Genomic DNA, 15,137 nt, shown 5'->3' with positions numbered 1-15,137 from the left:
ACCACCCTGACGTACTTCCCCAACGCCAGGTGGGTACCGGACGGGGACCAGGGGGCTCCACCACAACCGGAGCACCGACGACTTCCGGACGCGAGGAGGCGAGATGGCAGACGAGTCCGACGCCGACCGCGACGCCACGCGCTCCGGGCACATACCCGTCTTCCTCGAGCGGACCATCGAGTTCTTCCGGCCCGTCGTCGAGGCGGCCGCGCAGGACGGCCGCGTCCCCGTGATCGTGGACGGGACCCTCGGGCTCGGGGGGCATTCCTCCCACCTGCTGGCCGAGTTCGGTGAGCTGCGCATCCTCGGCGTCGACCGTGACCCCGAGGCCCTCGAGATGGCGACCCGTCGCCTCACGGCCTACCGCGACCGGTTCACGCCGGTTCACGCCCGCTTCGACGATTTCGACCGCGTCGTGGCGGCCCTCCCCGGGGAGTCCCGGGACGAGGCGGGCCCCGCGATCGACGGGATCCTGCTCGACTTCGGTGTCTCCTCCATGCAGCTCGATGTGGCCGAGCGAGGTTTCGCGTACTCCGTCGACTCCCCGCTCGACATGAGGATGGACCCCACCACCGGCCCCACCGCGGCCGACATCCTGGCCGAGTACCCGCGTGACGACCTCGCCCGCGTCCTGCGCGTCTACGGCGAGGAGCGATTCGCGCGACAGATCGCCGCAGCGATCGTCCGCCGCCGGGACACCGACCCCGTCGTGACCAGCTCCCAACTCGTCGAGCTGCTCTACGACACCATCCCGCAAGGTGCCCGCCGGACCGGCGGACACCCGGGCAAACGCGTGTTCCAGGCCCTGCGCATCGAGGTCAACGCCGAGCTGGAGGCCGTGGAGAACGCGGTGCCCGGATACCTGGACCTGCTCCGCCTCGGCGGCCGTGCGGTGTTCATGTCCTACCACTCCCTCGAGGACAAGATCGTCAAACGCGAGCTGGCCACGCGGACCGCATCGCGGACTCCGGCGGGCCTGCCCGTGGAGCTCCCCGGTCACGGCCCCGAGTTCGAGGCGATCACCCGGGGAGCGGAGAAGGCCTCACAGGAGGAGATCGACCACAACCCGCGCTCGGCCTCGGTGCGGGTGCGGTGTGTCCGGCGTATCGACGGGAGAACCCCATGACGAGCACGATCGACACGCCCGGCACCGCCGGCGGGCTCGACACCCGCCCGGCGACGACACCGGGTGCCGACGCGCCCGCACCCGCGGGACGGCCCGTCGGCCTCCGACGCAAGCCCGTCACCCGCTCGGTTCGCGGCCGCCGGACCGTGGTCGTCCCGGCGGAACGTCTGAGTCCCGCCGAGCTCGCCGCGAGGGTTCCCTTCGTCGTCGTCCTCCTCCTTCTCATCGGCGCGGGGGTGGGCGGCACCCTCCTGCTGTCCGCGCAGACCACCCAGGACACCTACGACCTCAAGAACGCCCGCGACGCCAATGTGGAGTTGGTGGAACGGATGGAAGCTCTGCAGGCGTCCAACGAACGCGCCCGGTCCGCCGAGGTGCTGGCGCAGCGCGCGGAGAAGCTCGGCATGGTCGGAGTCGCCAGCGCACCCATCCTGACCAGGGGATCGGACGGCGTGCTCGAGATCGTCGGCGAGCCCGAGGCGAAGCTCGGCGCGCCGATCAAACCTCTGCAGCCCGCTCCGGTAGCGTCCGGACCGTCGAGGTCGTCCGACCGGGACGGATTCGACGCCCCGCCCGCGCAGGCGCCCCAGGACCGCACGCCCCGCGGGGTCGCCCCCGTTCCCTATCCGCCCCTCGCAGCCCCTCCGTCCCCGGTCACCCCACCGCCCGCCATGGTCGAGTCCGCCCCACCGGCTCCCGCCCCACAGGCGGACCCCGCGCCCGACCTCGTCCCGCCGGCTCCGGCACCGCCCGGTGAGGACGCCGCGACCCTCGCCCCGGTGCCCGGACCGCTCTTCTAGACACCCGAACCCCGAAAGGCCCGCTGGAGATGACCGAACGACGCAGCCCGGGAACGGGCGCCCGGGTCCCCTCGGGCGCCCCGCGCGGCACCGCGCCGGGAGCCGGACGGCCACCGAACCGGTTCGGCAGGGTCCTCACCGCCTCGGCGACCGAGCGACGCTTCACCTTCATGCGCTCCGCCTTCGCGATGATCATGGTCATCGCGCTCGTCAAGCTCTTCTGGGTGCAGACCCTCGGGGGAACGGAGCTCGCGGCCCGCGCCGAGAGCCAACGCCAGGTCCACGAGGTCCTGCCCGCCACGCGGGGAGCGATCGTCGACCTCAACGGCGACCCCATCGCGTTCACCCGCGAGGCCCGCGATCTGTCGATCCAGCCGCTGGTCGAACAGCGCAACGCCGAGGTGCGACGGGAGCTCGACAGCACCAAGCCCACCTGGGACGAACTGGTCGAGGAGATCGCCGACGAGTTCGAGACCGTGCTCGGTGACGCCGTCGACCGCGACGAGATCGAGGCCAAACTCACCTCGGAGGGTGGCTTCACCTATCTCGTCCGCAACGTCGACGTCACGCTGGCCAACGCCATCACCCGCGATTACCCCATGATCGGGGCCGAGCGGGTCGACATCCGTGAGTACCCGGGGGGCGCGCTCGCCGCGAACGTCGTCGGTGCGACGACGAAGAGCGACGAGGGCAAGCTGATCGGGCTCCAGGGCATCGAGGCACACTTCAACGACGAACTGGACGGGGAGGACGGGCGGCAGACGTTCGACCGGGCCCAGGACAACACCGTCATCCCGGGCACCCTGCGCAACGTGACCGAGCCGCGCGACGGCGACACCATCCGCCTCACCCTGGACGCGGACCTGCAGTGGCACGTGCAGAAGGCCATCCAGACCGCCAAGGACACCTCCGGAGCCGAGACCGCGTCCGCCGTCGTGCTCGATGCGCGCACCGGTGAGGTCCGCGCGATGGCCAACGACAACACGTTCAACCCGGCCGTCGGGGTCGCTGCCGAGCTCGAGCGGGGGGCGGACCTGGGCAACCCGGCGATCACCTCGCCGTTCGAACCGGGCTCCGTGCAGAAGATCATCACCGCCGCCGCCGCGATCGAGGCGGGGCTGACCGATCCGAACGAGGTCCACTCCGTGGACGGCAGCATCCGCATGGAAGGTGTCACCGTCTCCGACGCGTGGCAGCACGGCCCCACCCCGTACACCACCACCGGCATCTTCGGGAAGTCCTCCAACGTCGGCACACTCATGCTCGCCCAGCGGGTGGGCAAGGAGCCGTTCTCCGAGTACCTCGACAAGTTCGGCCTCGGCCAGCGCTCGGGGATCGAACTCGCCGGGGAGTCCGAGGGTCTGGTGCCCGACCTGCAGAACTGGCAGGGCGGCACCTTCGCCAACCTGCCCATCGGGCAGGGCCTGTCCATGACCACCCTGCAGATGGCGGGCATTTACCAGACCATCGCCAACGACGGTGTCCGCGTGCCGCCGCGGATCGTCGCCGAGCGCGTCGGCCCCGACGGCGAGCGCACCGAGACCGAGCGTCCCGAAGGTGAGCGGGTCATCAGCACCGAGACCGCCCGCACGGTGCGGGACATGTTCCGCTCGGTCGTGCAGTCCGGGGGCACCGGCCCGCAGGCCGCGGTCGCCGGCTACCAGATCAGTGGCAAGACCGGCACCGCGCAGCAGATCGACCCCGGGTGCTCCTGCTACTCCAACTCGCGCTACTGGATCACCTTCTCCGGCATCCTGCCCGCCGACGACCCACGGTATGTGATCGCGATCATGCTCGACGCCCCCTCGCGCGGCGTGCTCGGGGCCTCCGCGGCCCCGCTCTTCCACGACATCGCATCGTGGCTGGTCAATCGCGACAACATCCCGCCGTCCGCCCCCGCGCCGGAACTGGTCCTGCAGGCGCGGTGATCAGCGCCCGGCAGGGTAGCGTGTAGCGGGTTCACGGGAGGGTAGCGAGCAAGGAAGGCGGGGCGAGGACAGGCGATGACGACAGCGCGAGAGCTGGCAGACGCGGTGCGGGCCACCCTTCTCGGCGACAGGACCCGGGGTGGTGACGACCTCGTGGGTGCAACGATCCGCGCACAGGACTGCGGCCCCGGGATCCTCTTCGCGGCACTGCCCGGCACGCGGGTCCACGGCGCCTCGTTCGGTGCCACCGCGATCGAGGCGGGCGCCGACGCCGTGCTCACCGACCCCGAGGGGCTCGAGATGATGGCCGCCGTGGCCGACCGGGTCCCCGTCCTCGTGCATCCGGACCCCCGATCCGTCCTCGGCGCGGTGTCCGCGGCGGTCGCGGGAGACCCCTCCGCCGCCCTCGACGTCGTGGGGATCACCGGGACGTCCGGCAAGACCACCACCTCCTACCTCGTCGAAGCCGCGCTCGAAGGCGGCGGCCATGTCGCGGGCCTCATCGGCACCACCGGGAGCCGGGTCGACGGTCGGGCGCTGCCGAGTCGCCTCACGACCCCCGAGGCCCCCGAGTTCCAGGCCCTCCTGGCCCGGATGAGGGATGAGGGGGCCCGCGCGGTCGCGGCCGAGGTCTCCAGCCACGCCCTGCGGCTCGGGCGCGTGGACGGCACCAGGTTCGCCGTGGGTGCCTTCCTCAACCTGACCCAGGACCACCTGGATTTCCATCCGAGCATGGACGACTACTTCCGTGCCAAGTGCCGGCTGTTCGACGCCGAGGCCGACCCGGGGTCCGCGGTCCGCCCCGCCGAGCGGGCCGTCGTCGTGGTGGACGACGACTGGGGCCGGAGACTGCTCGGGATGCGGCCGGACGCGGTCACGGTCTCCGCCGAACCCGGGGCCGACGCGGACTGGACGGCGGGGGAGTCCGCGACCACCGAGCGCGGCACCCAGACCTTCACCGTGCACGGCCCCCGCGGGCTGACCGCCGACGTCGAACTACCGCTGCTCGGCCGGTTCAACGTCGCCAACGCACTGGTGGCCCTGGCGGTCGTCGATGCCCTCGGTTCGGACGTGGCAGGCGCGGCGGCCGGTCTGGCCCGCGTCCGGGTCCCCGGACGGCTCGAGCCCGTCGAGCGGGGCCAGGACTTCCGGGTGCTCGTCGACTACGCCCACAAGCCCGGCGCGGTCGCGGCGGTGCTCCGGTCCGTCCGCGCGCAGACCGAGGGCCGCATCGCCGTGGTCCTCGGTGCCGGTGGCGACCGCGATCCGGGTAAACGCCCGCTCATGGGCGCCGCCGCCGCCGAGGTCGCCGACCTGGTCGTGGTCACCGACGACAACCCGCGCAGCGAGGACCCGGCCGAGATCCGCGCGGCGGTCCTCGCGGGCGCCGAGTCCGCCGCCGGTGACGACACCCTGATCGAGGAGGTCGGTGACCGGGGAGCGGCGATCGCCACGGCGATCGACTGGGCCCGCACCGGGGACGTCGTCGTGATCGCCGGCAAGGGCCACGAGACCGGTCAGGAGAGGAACGGGACCGTGTTCCCGTTCGACGACCGCACCAGAGCCGCCGAAGAACTCATCAGACGACTCGGATACGCCGCCCCCACGGGCGAGACGGAGGACAACGCACCATGATCGACCTCACCCTCGGCGAGATCGCCGGGATAGTCGGCGGTCGGTTGGTCGGTGGAGACCCCGCGTCGGCCGTCACCGGTTCCGTGGAGTTCGACTCCCGCCGGATCGGGGAGGGCGGGCTGTTCCTGGCCCTGCCCGGGGAGCGCGTCGACGGTCACGACTACGTCGCCCGCGCCCTCGACGCCGGGGCCGCCGCGGCACTCGTCGCCCACGAGGTGGACGGGGCGGACGGCGCGCAGATCGTCGTGCCCGCGGTCGACCGGAGGCAGACCAACGCCATGGCGCTCGCCGCGGACACGGACGGCTCCGGCGCGTCGGTGCTCGCCGCGCTCGGCGCCCTCGCCCGCGCGAGTGTCGACCGGCTGGTCGCCGACCACGGTCTGGTCGTGGTGGGGGTGACCGGTTCGTCCGGCAAGACCAGCACCAAGGACCTCATCGGCGCCGTGCTGTCCGCGGCCGGCACGGTCGTCGCGCCACCCGGATCGTTCAACAACGAGATCGGGCACCCCTGGACCGCGCTGCGCGCCGACTCCGGCACCGACTTCCTCGTCCTGGAACTCAGTGCCCGTGCGCCCGGGAACATCCGCGAGCTGGCGGCCCTGGCACCGCCCCGGATCGGCGTCGTGCTCAACGTCGGCACCGCACACCTCGGCGAGTTCGGCTCGCGAGAGCTCATCGCCGCCACCAAGGGCGAACTCGTCGAGGCCCTCCCGGACGCCGCCCACGGCGGGGTGGCCGTCCTCAACGCCGACGACGAGCGGGTCCGGACCATGGCCGCACGCACCGCCGCCGAGGTGGTCTCCGTGGGGGTGGAGGGAGCCGCGGACGTCCGTGCGGAGCGGGTACGGCTCGACGACGAGGTACGCGCCTCCTTCCGTCTGGTCACCCCGCGGGGTGAGGCCGATGTGGCGCTCCGTGTGCACGGGGAGCACCAGGTGGGCAACGCCCTGTCGGCGGCCGCGGTGGGTCTCGCGTGCGGGATGTCGGTCGAGCAGGTGGCCGCGGCCCTGGGGACCGCGGAGGCCGCCTCCGTACGCCGGATGGACGTACGGATGACCGCCGACGGCGTCACCGTCATCAACGACTCGTACAACGCCAACCCCGATTCGATGCGGGCCGCGCTGAAGTCCCTGGCCGTCATGGCCCGCTCCGGCGGCGGCCACCGGCGGACCTGGGCGGTGCTGGGGGAGATGGCCGAACTCGGCGAGGACGCGGTCACCGAGCACGACCTGCTCGGGCGTTTCCTCGTCCGCCTGGACGTGTCCCAGCTCGTGGTCGTGGGCCTGGGCCGCCCCCAGCGTGCGCTGTTCCAGGGCGCGATCCAGGAGGGCTCGTGGGGTTCCGAGGCGGAGCACGTCGCCACCGCCGAGGAGGCCGTGGCGATCCTGGACGAGCGCGTGGAGCCGGGCGACATCGTCCTGGTTAAGGCCTCTGCTGCCGTCGGTTTGTGGAGCGTCGCCGAGCACCTGCTCGCGTCGCGTGGTGAGGAGAACCAGTCATGACCCAGATCATGATCGCAGGCATCGTCGCCTTCGTCGTGAGCATCTTCCTCACACCCCTGCTCATCATCTACTTCCGGCGCAAGGGCTACGGCCAGGAGATCCGTCTCGAGGGACCGCAGTCCCACATGAGCAAGCGCGGCACGCCCAACATGGGTGGCGTCGCGATCCTCGCCGCGGTGTGGCTCGGATACATCGTCGCCGGGGTGATCGGCCAGGTCACGGTCGGCGGGGGCGGGTTCACCGCCTCGGGCGTGCTCGTGCTCGGCCTGGCCACCGCGCTGGCGGTGGTGGGGATGGTCGACGACGGACTCAAGGTCTTCAAGCGCCACAACAAGGGCCTGGGCATCCTGTCCAAGACCGCCGGCCAGGTGCTCGCGGCCCTCGCGTTCGGCATCCTCGTGCTGCAGTTCCGCAACAACGACGGGCTCACCCCCGCCAGCACGTCATTGAGCTACGTGCGGGACTTCGTCGCGGTGAGCTTCCCCGTCGTCGTCTTCCTCGTCTTCATCGTCGTCCTCGTCTACGGCTGGTCCAACGCCGTCAACTTCACCGACGGCCTGGACGGCCTCGCCGCCGGCTCCATGGCGATGGTGATGGGCACCTACGTGGTGTTCACCTTCTGGCAGTTCCGCTACTCCTGCTTCTCCACCGCGGAGGGCGTCGACCTGTCCGGCTGCTACCAGGTCCGTGACCCCCTCGACATCGCGGTGGTCTGCTCGGCGGCGCTCGGCGCCTGCCTGGGCTTCCTGTGGTGGAACGCGGCCCCCGCCAAGATCTTCATGGGGGACACCGGGTCGATGTTCCTCGGCGGCATCGTCGCGGGCGTGTCCGTGGTCTCTCGCACCGAGCTGCTCATGGTGGTCGTGGGCGCGGTGTTCGTCATCGAGTTCGTCTCCGTGCTCATCCAGGTGGCCGCGTTCCGCACCACGGGCCGTCGGCCGTTCCGCATGACCCCCATCCACCACCACTTCGAGAACGGCGGCTGGGCCGAGACCACGGTGACCATCCGGTTCTGGCTGCTCGTCGCGATCTCCTGTGGTCTGGCGATCGCCCTGTTCTACGGCGACTGGCTCGCGAGCTCGACGGGATGACCGACATGACCGACACGACCCACACCGCAGGTACCGCCGGCACGGCGGCCGGCGCCGGTCCCGACGTGCGCGAGCTGACCGGCTCCCGCGTGCTGGTCCTGGGCGCGGGCGTGTCCGGCCCGGGCGCGGTCCGCATCCTCCACGCGCTGGGCGCCGAGCCGATCGTCGCCGACTCCCGTCCCGAGGCCATCTCACGACTCCGCGAGGCGCTGCCGGACGACATCGGATGTGCGGGCGTCGACCTCGACCGCGCGGCCGAGCTCCTCGACGGATCCGATGGTCCGGGCCGTGTCGACCTCGTCATCACGAGCCCCGGTTGGCGGCCGGACTCGCCGCTGCTGCTGGCCGCCGCCGACGCCGGGGTGCCGGTGTGGGGTGATGTCGAACTGGCCTGGCGCGCCGACGCCGCTGAACTGTTCGGGCCGCGACGCACCTGGCTCGCGGTGACCGGCACCAACGGCAAGACCACCACCACCTCGATGCTCGAGGCCATCTGCCTGGAGTCCGGGATGGCCGCGCGCGCCTGCGGGAACATCGGGCTGCCGGTGACGGACGTCCTGCTGGCCGAGCCCCGGGTCGACGTGCTGGCGGCCGAGCTGTCCAGCTTCCAGCTGCACTGGGCGCCGAGCTGCCGCCCGGACGTCGGGGTGGTGCTCAACGTCGCCGAGGACCACCTCGACTGGCACGGCTCCATGCAGGCCTACGCCGACGCCAAGGCTCGTGTCCTCACCGGCCGGGTGGCCGTGGCCGGCGCCGACGACGAGATCGCCGCGCGCCTGCTCGCCGCCGCGCCCGCCCCGACCGCGATCGGGGTGCGCCTCGGTGCGCCCGGTCCGGGGGAGTGCGGCGTGGTCGACGGCGTTCTCACCGCGCGGATCGGCGGTGGTGACGAGGACGACGACGACGAGGTGGCGCTGCTGCCCGCCGGGGACGTCCGCCCGGCCGGGCCCGCGGGCGTGCTCGACGCGCTCGCCGCCTCGGCCGTCGCCCTCTCCGTGGGCGCGCGACCCGAGCACGTGGCCGAGGCCCTGCGGGGCTTCACCGTGGGCGCCCATCGCGCGGAGCCGGTCGACACGATCGACGGGGTCGCCTACGTGGACGACTCGAAGGCCACCAACCCCCACGCCGCCCGGACCTCGCTGCTCGCGGGCGGGACGATGGTGTGGATCGCCGGGGGCCTGCTCAAGGGCGCCGACGTGGAGCCGCTGGTCGCCGAGGTCTCGGGCGTGCTGCGCGGCGTGGTCCTCATCGGTCGCGACCGTGGGCGGATCGCCGAGGCATTGGCCCGACACGCGCCGGCGGTGCCCGTCGTGGAGCTGGCCTCGGGAGACGATGACGATGCCGCGGGTCCCGACGAGCCGCAGCAGACGATGGACCGGGCGGTCGCCGAGGCCGCACGGATGGCCACCGGAGGCGACACCGTGTTGCTCGCCCCCGCGGCCGCGTCGATGGACATGTTCACCGACTACGGTCACCGCGGGCGCAGCTTCGTCCTCGCCGTGGGCCGCGTGGCCGGGAGGTAGGGCAATGGCAACCGACAAGGCAGCGCGCCAGAAGCCGGCGCGTGAGAAGCCGGCGCGTGAGAAGTCGGCGCGTGAAAAGTCACAGCACGAGCGCGCGGACACCGAGACGCGACCGGACCTGCTCGGGCGTATCGCCGCACCCCTGGCCGCCATCAATCGCGCGCCCTTGACCTCGTACCACGTGGTCATGGTGGTCACCGCCCTGCTCACCGTCATCGGATTGGGCATGGTGCTGTCCAGCTCCAACGTGCTCGCCTTCTCCGGCGGCGGCACGCCGTTCGACATCTTCCTGCGCCAGGCGCTCTTCGTCCTCATCGGCTGGGTCGGCTTCGTCACGGCGCTGCGCGTCCGCATCGAGCTGGTCCGGGCCGCGGCGTTCCCGCTGCTGCTGGTCGCGATCGGACTGCTCGTGGCCGTGCTGATCCCCGGGGTCGGGTCCGAGATCAACGGGTCGAAGGGCTGGATCGACCTGGGGCTGTTCTCGATCCAGCCCGCGGAGATCGCCAAGTTCGCCTTCATCCTCTGGGCGTGCTCGGTGGTCGCCAAGCGGATGCGAACGGGGTACTGGCTCGATCTGCTCTTCCCGGCCGTGGTCGGCTACCTCGTCGTGGCGGTCCTCGTCGTCGTCGCCCCCGACCTGGGCATGGCCACCGCGGTGACCATCGCCTTCCTGTGTGTGCTGTGGTTCTCCGGGTACCCCACCCGGCACTTCGTGTGGGTCATCGCGGTCGGCGTCGTGGTGTTCGGCGTACTCGCCGTGGCGTTCGCCTACCGCTTCGAGCGGATCCGGACCTACTTCGACACCTTCCGGGGAGATTTCTCCAACCCCCAGGGCGCGGCCTACCAGTCGTACCAGGGCATGCTCTCGCTGGCCGACGGCGGATTGTTCGGCGTCGGGCTGGGGCAGTCCAGCGCCAAGTGGTTCTACCTGCCCGAGGCCACCAACGACTTCATCTTCGCGATCATCGGCGAGGAACTGGGCTGGTTCGGGGCCGCGGTCGTCGTGTCGCTCTACCTCACCCTCGGGTGGGTCGGCATGCGCGTCGCGCTGCGGTCGGTCGACCCGTTCCGGCGCCTGCTCGCCGGCACCGTCACCGCGACGATCGTCATCCAGGCCTTCATCAACATCGGGTATGTGGTCGGCCTGCTGCCGGTGACGGGTCTGCAGCTGCCCCTGATCTCCAACGGCGGCACGTCGGCGGTCGTCACCCTGACCTCGCTCGGGCTGCTCGCCAACTGTGCCCGCCACGAGCCGGAGGCCATCTCCGCGATCCTCAGCTCCCCGTCGCGGCGCCGGCGCAGCTGGCTCGCGCTGCCCGACCCGCGGCCCTACACGCCCGAGCGGCCGGTCCCGGCCTCCGCCACGCCCGGACGGTCCAGCGCCGGCACCCGCCGGTTCGGGGACCCGGTGACCAGGCCGCAGCCGCCGCGGACCGGCGGTCCCGCCCCACGCGACAGGTCCGCGGGCGCCCGCCGTACGGCCCAGCCCGCCCCCGTCCCGCGGCCGCCCCGGGGGACCCCGAGGCCGCCGGCGTACGAGACGATGCCCATCCCCGCCGAGGCCGCGCGGGACCGTCGTCGCGGCGCCACCGCGATGACCGGCCGCACCGCCCGGCCCGTGCGCGGGGAGGCCGAGCGTCGCCAGCCGCGTCGCCCGGCCCCTGACGCCGGCTCCCGACAGAGCCCCGGCGCGGGTCGCCCGAGCCCGATCCACCGGGGACGGGAGCGATGAGCGCCCCACGCTCCGGCGGGCCCTCCGTCCTGGTGGTCGGCGGCGGCACCGCCGGTCACATCGAGCCGGCGCTCGCCGTCGGCGAGGCCGTCACCGCCCTCGATCCCACCGCGCGGGTCACCGCGGTGGGCACGCCGCGCGGGCTCGAGACCGAGCTGGTCCCGCGCCGGGGCGTCCCACTCGAACTCGTGGACCCCGTCCCGCTGCCGCGCAGCATCGGCGGCGACCTGTTCCGACTGCCGACCCGACTGCTCCGGGCGGTACGGGGCGCGCGGGACGTCCTGCGTCGCACCGAGGCGGACGTCGTCGTCGGGTTCGGCGGCTACGCGTGCGTGCCGGTCTACCTCGCGGCGGCGGCCCCCCTGGGCCGGACGGGCGCCGGCGGGCGACGTCGGATCCCGATCATCGTCCACGAGGCCAACTCCCGCGCCGGCATCGCCAACAAGCTCGGCGCCCGGTTCGCCGTCGCCACGCTGGCCGCCGTCACCGGCTCGGGCCTCGACGCTCGCGTCGTGGGCAATCCCGTCCGGCGTTCGGTGGCCACGCTCGACCGCGCGGCACTCCGCGCGGAGGCACGCGCCGCCTTCGGTCTCGACCCCGACGCCCCCACCCTGCTCGTGGTCGGCGGCTCGCAGGGCGCGCGCTCGCTCAACACCGCGATGGCGGGCGTCGCCGAGGAGTTCTCCCGCGCCGGCGTCGGCGTCCTCCACGCCGTGGGCCCCAAGAACGTCGCGGACGCCCCCCGGGTGCCCGCCGACGGCACCCCGTACGTGACCGTGCCCTACCTCGACCGGATGGACCTGGCCTACGCGGCCGCGGACCTCATCCTGTGTCGGTCCGGAGCCATCACCGTCGCCGAGGTCTCCGCCGTCGGACTGCCCGCTGTGTTCGTCCCGCTCCCGCACGGCAACGGTGAGCAGGCCCTCAACGCCCGCGACCTGGTCGCCGGCGGCGCCGCACTCCTCGTGGAGGACGGCGCACTGACCACCGACTACCTGCGGACCGAGGTCCTGCCGCTGCTGCTGGACCGCGGCCGCCTGGACTCGATGTCCGCCGCCGCAGTCAGCGGCGGCTCCCGAGACACGGCGGAGGTCGTGGCGCGGATCGCGCTCGACGCCGCCGGAAAGGCCCCTCGTTGACCGACCAGACCCCGCCGACCGACCAGACCCCGCCGACCGACCAGACCCCGCCGACCGACCAGACCCCGCCGACCCCGTCCGTCCCGCCGGCCACGGCGTCCGTCGATGACGTCCCCGCCACCCTCACCCGCGTCCACATGATCGGGATCGGCGGCGCCGGCATGTCCGGGGTGGCCCGGATCCTGCTCGATCACGGCGTCGCGGTCTCGGGCAGCGATGCCCGCGACTCGGCCGACCTGCGGGCCCTGGCCGATCGGGGCGCGATCGTGCGGGTGGGGCACAGTGCCGAGGCGCTCGGGGCCCACGGTGCACGGCCGGAGATCGTCGTGATCTCCAAGGCCGCGATCCCCGCCGACAACCCCGAGCTCGCGGCCGCGAGGGCCGCGGGGATCCCCGTCGTCACGCGGTCGCAGGTGCTGGGACACCTGGCACGGTCGGGCCGCTCGATCATGGTCTGTGGCACGCACGGCAAGACCTCGACGACGTCGATGCTCATCGCCGGCATGCTCGCCGCCGGCTCGGACCCGTCCTTCGCGGTGGGCGGCACCGTCCTGCAGTTCGGGACCAACGCCCGCGGCGGCAGCGACCCGGTGTTCGTCGCCGAGGCCGACGAGTCCGACGGCTCGCTCGTACACTACGACCCCGACGTGGTCATCCTCACCAACGCCGAGCCCGACCACCTCGACCACTTCGGCACCGCCGAGGCCTACTACGAGGTGTTCGACACCTTCCTCGCCCGTATCCCCGCCACCGGCGCGCTGGTGGTGTGCCTGGACGACGAGGGCGCCGCCGAGCGCGCCCGGCGGGCCGCGACGGCGGGCGTCCGCGTGCTGGGATACCGGACCTCCGACGGGCCGGTCCCCGATCTGCCGGTGTCGGGCGAACTCTCGGATATCGTCGTCGACTCCGCCGGCACCCGCGCCGACCTCATGCTCGACGGTGTCCCCCACGGCGAACTGCACGTCGGGACCCCCGGCGAACACATGGCGCTCAACGCCCTCGCCGCCCTGCTCGCCGCGCGCGAGGTGACCGCCGCCGACGGGATCGCCGCCAGCGGCATCGGCGCCTCCGGGTTCGAGACGGACGGGTTCCTCGCGGGTCTGTCCGGGTTCGGGGGAGTGGGACGACGATTCGAACCCAAGGGGGAGGCCGTCGTCGGAGGCGGGCGCGCGCGTGTCTACGACGACTACGCGCACCACCCGACCGAGGTCGCGGCGGTCCTCGGCGCGGCGAGGGAGATCGTCGAGACGGACGGCGGTCGACTGGTCGCCGTCTTCCAGCCGCACCTGTACTCGCGAACCCGCATCTTCGCCGAGGAGTTCGGCCGGGCGCTCTCACTGGCCGACCGGGTCGTGGTGCTCGACGTCTACGGCGCCCGCGAGCAGCCCGAACCCGGCATCGACGGCGGATCCGTCGCGCGGCACGTGACGGTCCCCGTGCAGCACGTGCCCGACCTGGACTCCGCGCTCGCCACCGTGCTCGGGCTGCTCGAGGCCGACGACGTGGTGTTCACCCTCGGGGCGGGGGACATCACCACGCTCGGTCCGCGAATCGTCGCCGGCCGGGCTCCGTCGGGCCAGGGTTCGTGAGGAGGGCCGCGCGGTGACCGACGTACCCGGGGACCGTCCGGACGACGCACCCCTCGATGCACGTCCCGGCGGGCCGGACGACACGCCGGATGACGTGCCGGGCCACCCGACCGCCGACGGGGGAGCGGGGGACCGGGCGTCCGAGGGAGGCCCGGAGGCCACGTCCACGGATGACCCGGACCGCCGGCTCGCCGCGGCCTCCGTCCGCAGCTCCGACGAGCGGGTCCGGCACTCCGACCCGGCCGTCCGCGCGCGGCTGCGGCGGCGCCGCCGACGCACCAACCGCATCTACGCCGGACTCGGGGTGGCACTGGTGGTGCTGCTCCTCGGCTACATCGCCCTGTACTTCCTGCCGGTGTTCTCGGTCCGCGAGGTCAGCGCCGAGGGCACCCGGTCGATCCCGTCCGAGGTGGTGACCGAGCGCGCCGCCGTGGTCCCCGGGACCCCGCTCCTCCAGGTGGACACGCATGCCGTCGCGCGGCGGGTGGCCGGACTCCCGCGGGTCGACCAGGTGACCGTCAAGCGGGACTATCCCTCGGGGCTGCGGATCGAGTTGATCGAGCGCACCGCACTGGTGGTCGTGGAGGTCGACGGGACCCGGCACCTCGTGGACGCCCAGGGCATCGACTTCGGCCCCGGTGAGCCCCCGCCCGGCACGCCCCTGCTCACCGTGGGGGACGCGGCCGGCGCGGACCTGCCGTCGATCGTCCGCGATCTGGCGACCGTGTTCGCCGAGGTGCGCGGCACCGCGGGTCAGGAGATCGCCTCGGTCGAGGTGGAGACCCCCGCGTCCATCGTCCTCACACTCGCCGACGGGCGGATCGTGGAATGGGGTGCGGCGGGACGGGATCACGAGAAGGCCGTCGCCCTGCAGATGGTGCTCGAGCAACCGGGCCAGATCTGGAACGTGTCCAACCCCGCGCTGCCGGCCTCGCGGTAGCCCGGTCGCGAGCCGGTGGACACGACACGCCCGCGAGCCTCGTGGACGCGCGGGGCTGCTGGACCTACCGTGTGTGCAGACGGCGGAAAAGGCCTCTGACCAGCAAGTTTAACCCTCAACTAGAGGGTGAGA

The 15,137-nt window shown here is 72.9% G+C and carries 11 protein-coding genes; all 11 read left to right on the top strand.

Annotated elements, in window-relative coordinates; translation table 11 throughout:
• The first annotated feature begins 103 nt into the window (after positions 1–103).
• The 11 genes from rsmH to G6R20_RS11645 all read left to right on the top strand — a co-directional run bounded on the left by rsmH (position 104) and on the right by G6R20_RS11645 (position 15,005).
• The gene (gene rsmH, locus G6R20_RS11695) at positions 104–1,126 is read left to right on the top strand and encodes a 16S rRNA (cytosine(1402)-N(4))-methyltransferase RsmH (RefSeq protein WP_096905648.1); all 1,023 of its coding nucleotides are present in this window, start codon (positions 104–106) and stop codon (positions 1,124–1,126) included.
• The gene (locus G6R20_RS11690; protein ID WP_096905647.1) at positions 1,123–1,926 is read left to right on the top strand and encodes a hypothetical protein; all 804 of its coding nucleotides are present in this window, start codon (positions 1,123–1,125) and stop codon (positions 1,924–1,926) included. Before rsmH ends, G6R20_RS11690 begins: the two co-directional genes overlap by 4 nt.
• A gap of 29 nt (positions 1,927–1,955) precedes the next feature.
• Entirely contained in the window at positions 1,956–3,854 is a 1,899-nt protein-coding gene (locus G6R20_RS11685) for a penicillin-binding protein 2 (RefSeq protein WP_132063161.1), read from the top strand.
• 75 nt (positions 3,855–3,929) lie between these two features.
• Positions 3,930–5,489: a UDP-N-acetylmuramoyl-L-alanyl-D-glutamate--2,6-diaminopimelate ligase gene (locus G6R20_RS11680; RefSeq protein ID WP_067713770.1), complete on the top strand. Its 1,560-nt coding sequence runs from the start codon at positions 3,930–3,932 to the stop codon at positions 5,487–5,489.
• Positions 5,486–6,991 carry a UDP-N-acetylmuramoyl-tripeptide--D-alanyl-D-alanine ligase gene (murF, locus tag G6R20_RS11675; protein ID WP_163376515.1) on the top strand — a complete coding sequence of 502 codons (1,506 nt, stop codon included), beginning with the start codon at positions 5,486–5,488 and terminating at the stop codon, positions 6,989–6,991. Before G6R20_RS11680 ends, murF begins: the two co-directional genes overlap by 4 nt.
• Positions 6,988–8,082 (top strand): phospho-N-acetylmuramoyl-pentapeptide-transferase, encoded by a 1,095-nt coding sequence (gene mraY / locus G6R20_RS11670; RefSeq protein WP_069389453.1) that lies wholly within the window; start codon positions 6,988–6,990, stop codon positions 8,080–8,082. The genes murF and mraY overlap by 4 nt, the downstream gene beginning before the upstream one ends.
• A gap of 5 nt (positions 8,083–8,087) precedes the next feature.
• Entirely contained in the window at positions 8,088–9,605 is a 1,518-nt protein-coding gene (gene murD / locus G6R20_RS11665) for a UDP-N-acetylmuramoyl-L-alanine--D-glutamate ligase (protein ID WP_163376514.1), read from the top strand.
• Positions 9,606–9,609: 4 nt separating this feature from the next.
• A complete protein-coding gene (gene ftsW, locus G6R20_RS11660) occupies positions 9,610–11,337 on the top strand; it encodes a putative lipid II flippase FtsW (protein WP_163376513.1) in 1,728 nt (575 codons plus the stop codon).
• Positions 11,334–12,476, top strand: coding sequence for an undecaprenyldiphospho-muramoylpentapeptide beta-N-acetylglucosaminyltransferase (murG, locus tag G6R20_RS11655; RefSeq protein WP_163376512.1), 1,143 nt, complete (start codon positions 11,334–11,336; stop codon positions 12,474–12,476). Before ftsW ends, murG begins: the two co-directional genes overlap by 4 nt.
• Positions 12,477–12,613: 137 nt before the next feature.
• The gene (gene murC / locus G6R20_RS11650; RefSeq protein ID WP_163376583.1) at positions 12,614–14,065 is read left to right on the top strand and encodes a UDP-N-acetylmuramate--L-alanine ligase; all 1,452 of its coding nucleotides are present in this window, start codon (positions 12,614–12,616) and stop codon (positions 14,063–14,065) included.
• Positions 14,066–14,078: 13 nt separating this feature from the next.
• Positions 14,079–15,005, top strand: coding sequence for an FtsQ-type POTRA domain-containing protein (locus G6R20_RS11645; protein WP_240341426.1), 927 nt, complete (start codon positions 14,079–14,081; stop codon positions 15,003–15,005).
• Positions 15,006–15,137: the final 132 nt, after the last annotated feature.

This window comes from Dietzia sp. Alg238-R159 (assembly GCF_900537145.1).
GTDB classification, from domain to species: Bacteria; Actinomycetota; Actinomycetes; order Mycobacteriales; family Mycobacteriaceae; genus Dietzia; species Dietzia kunjamensis.
The sequence above is the reverse complement of the archived record's forward strand: the minus strand, read 5'-3'. Positions and strand labels throughout refer to the sequence as shown.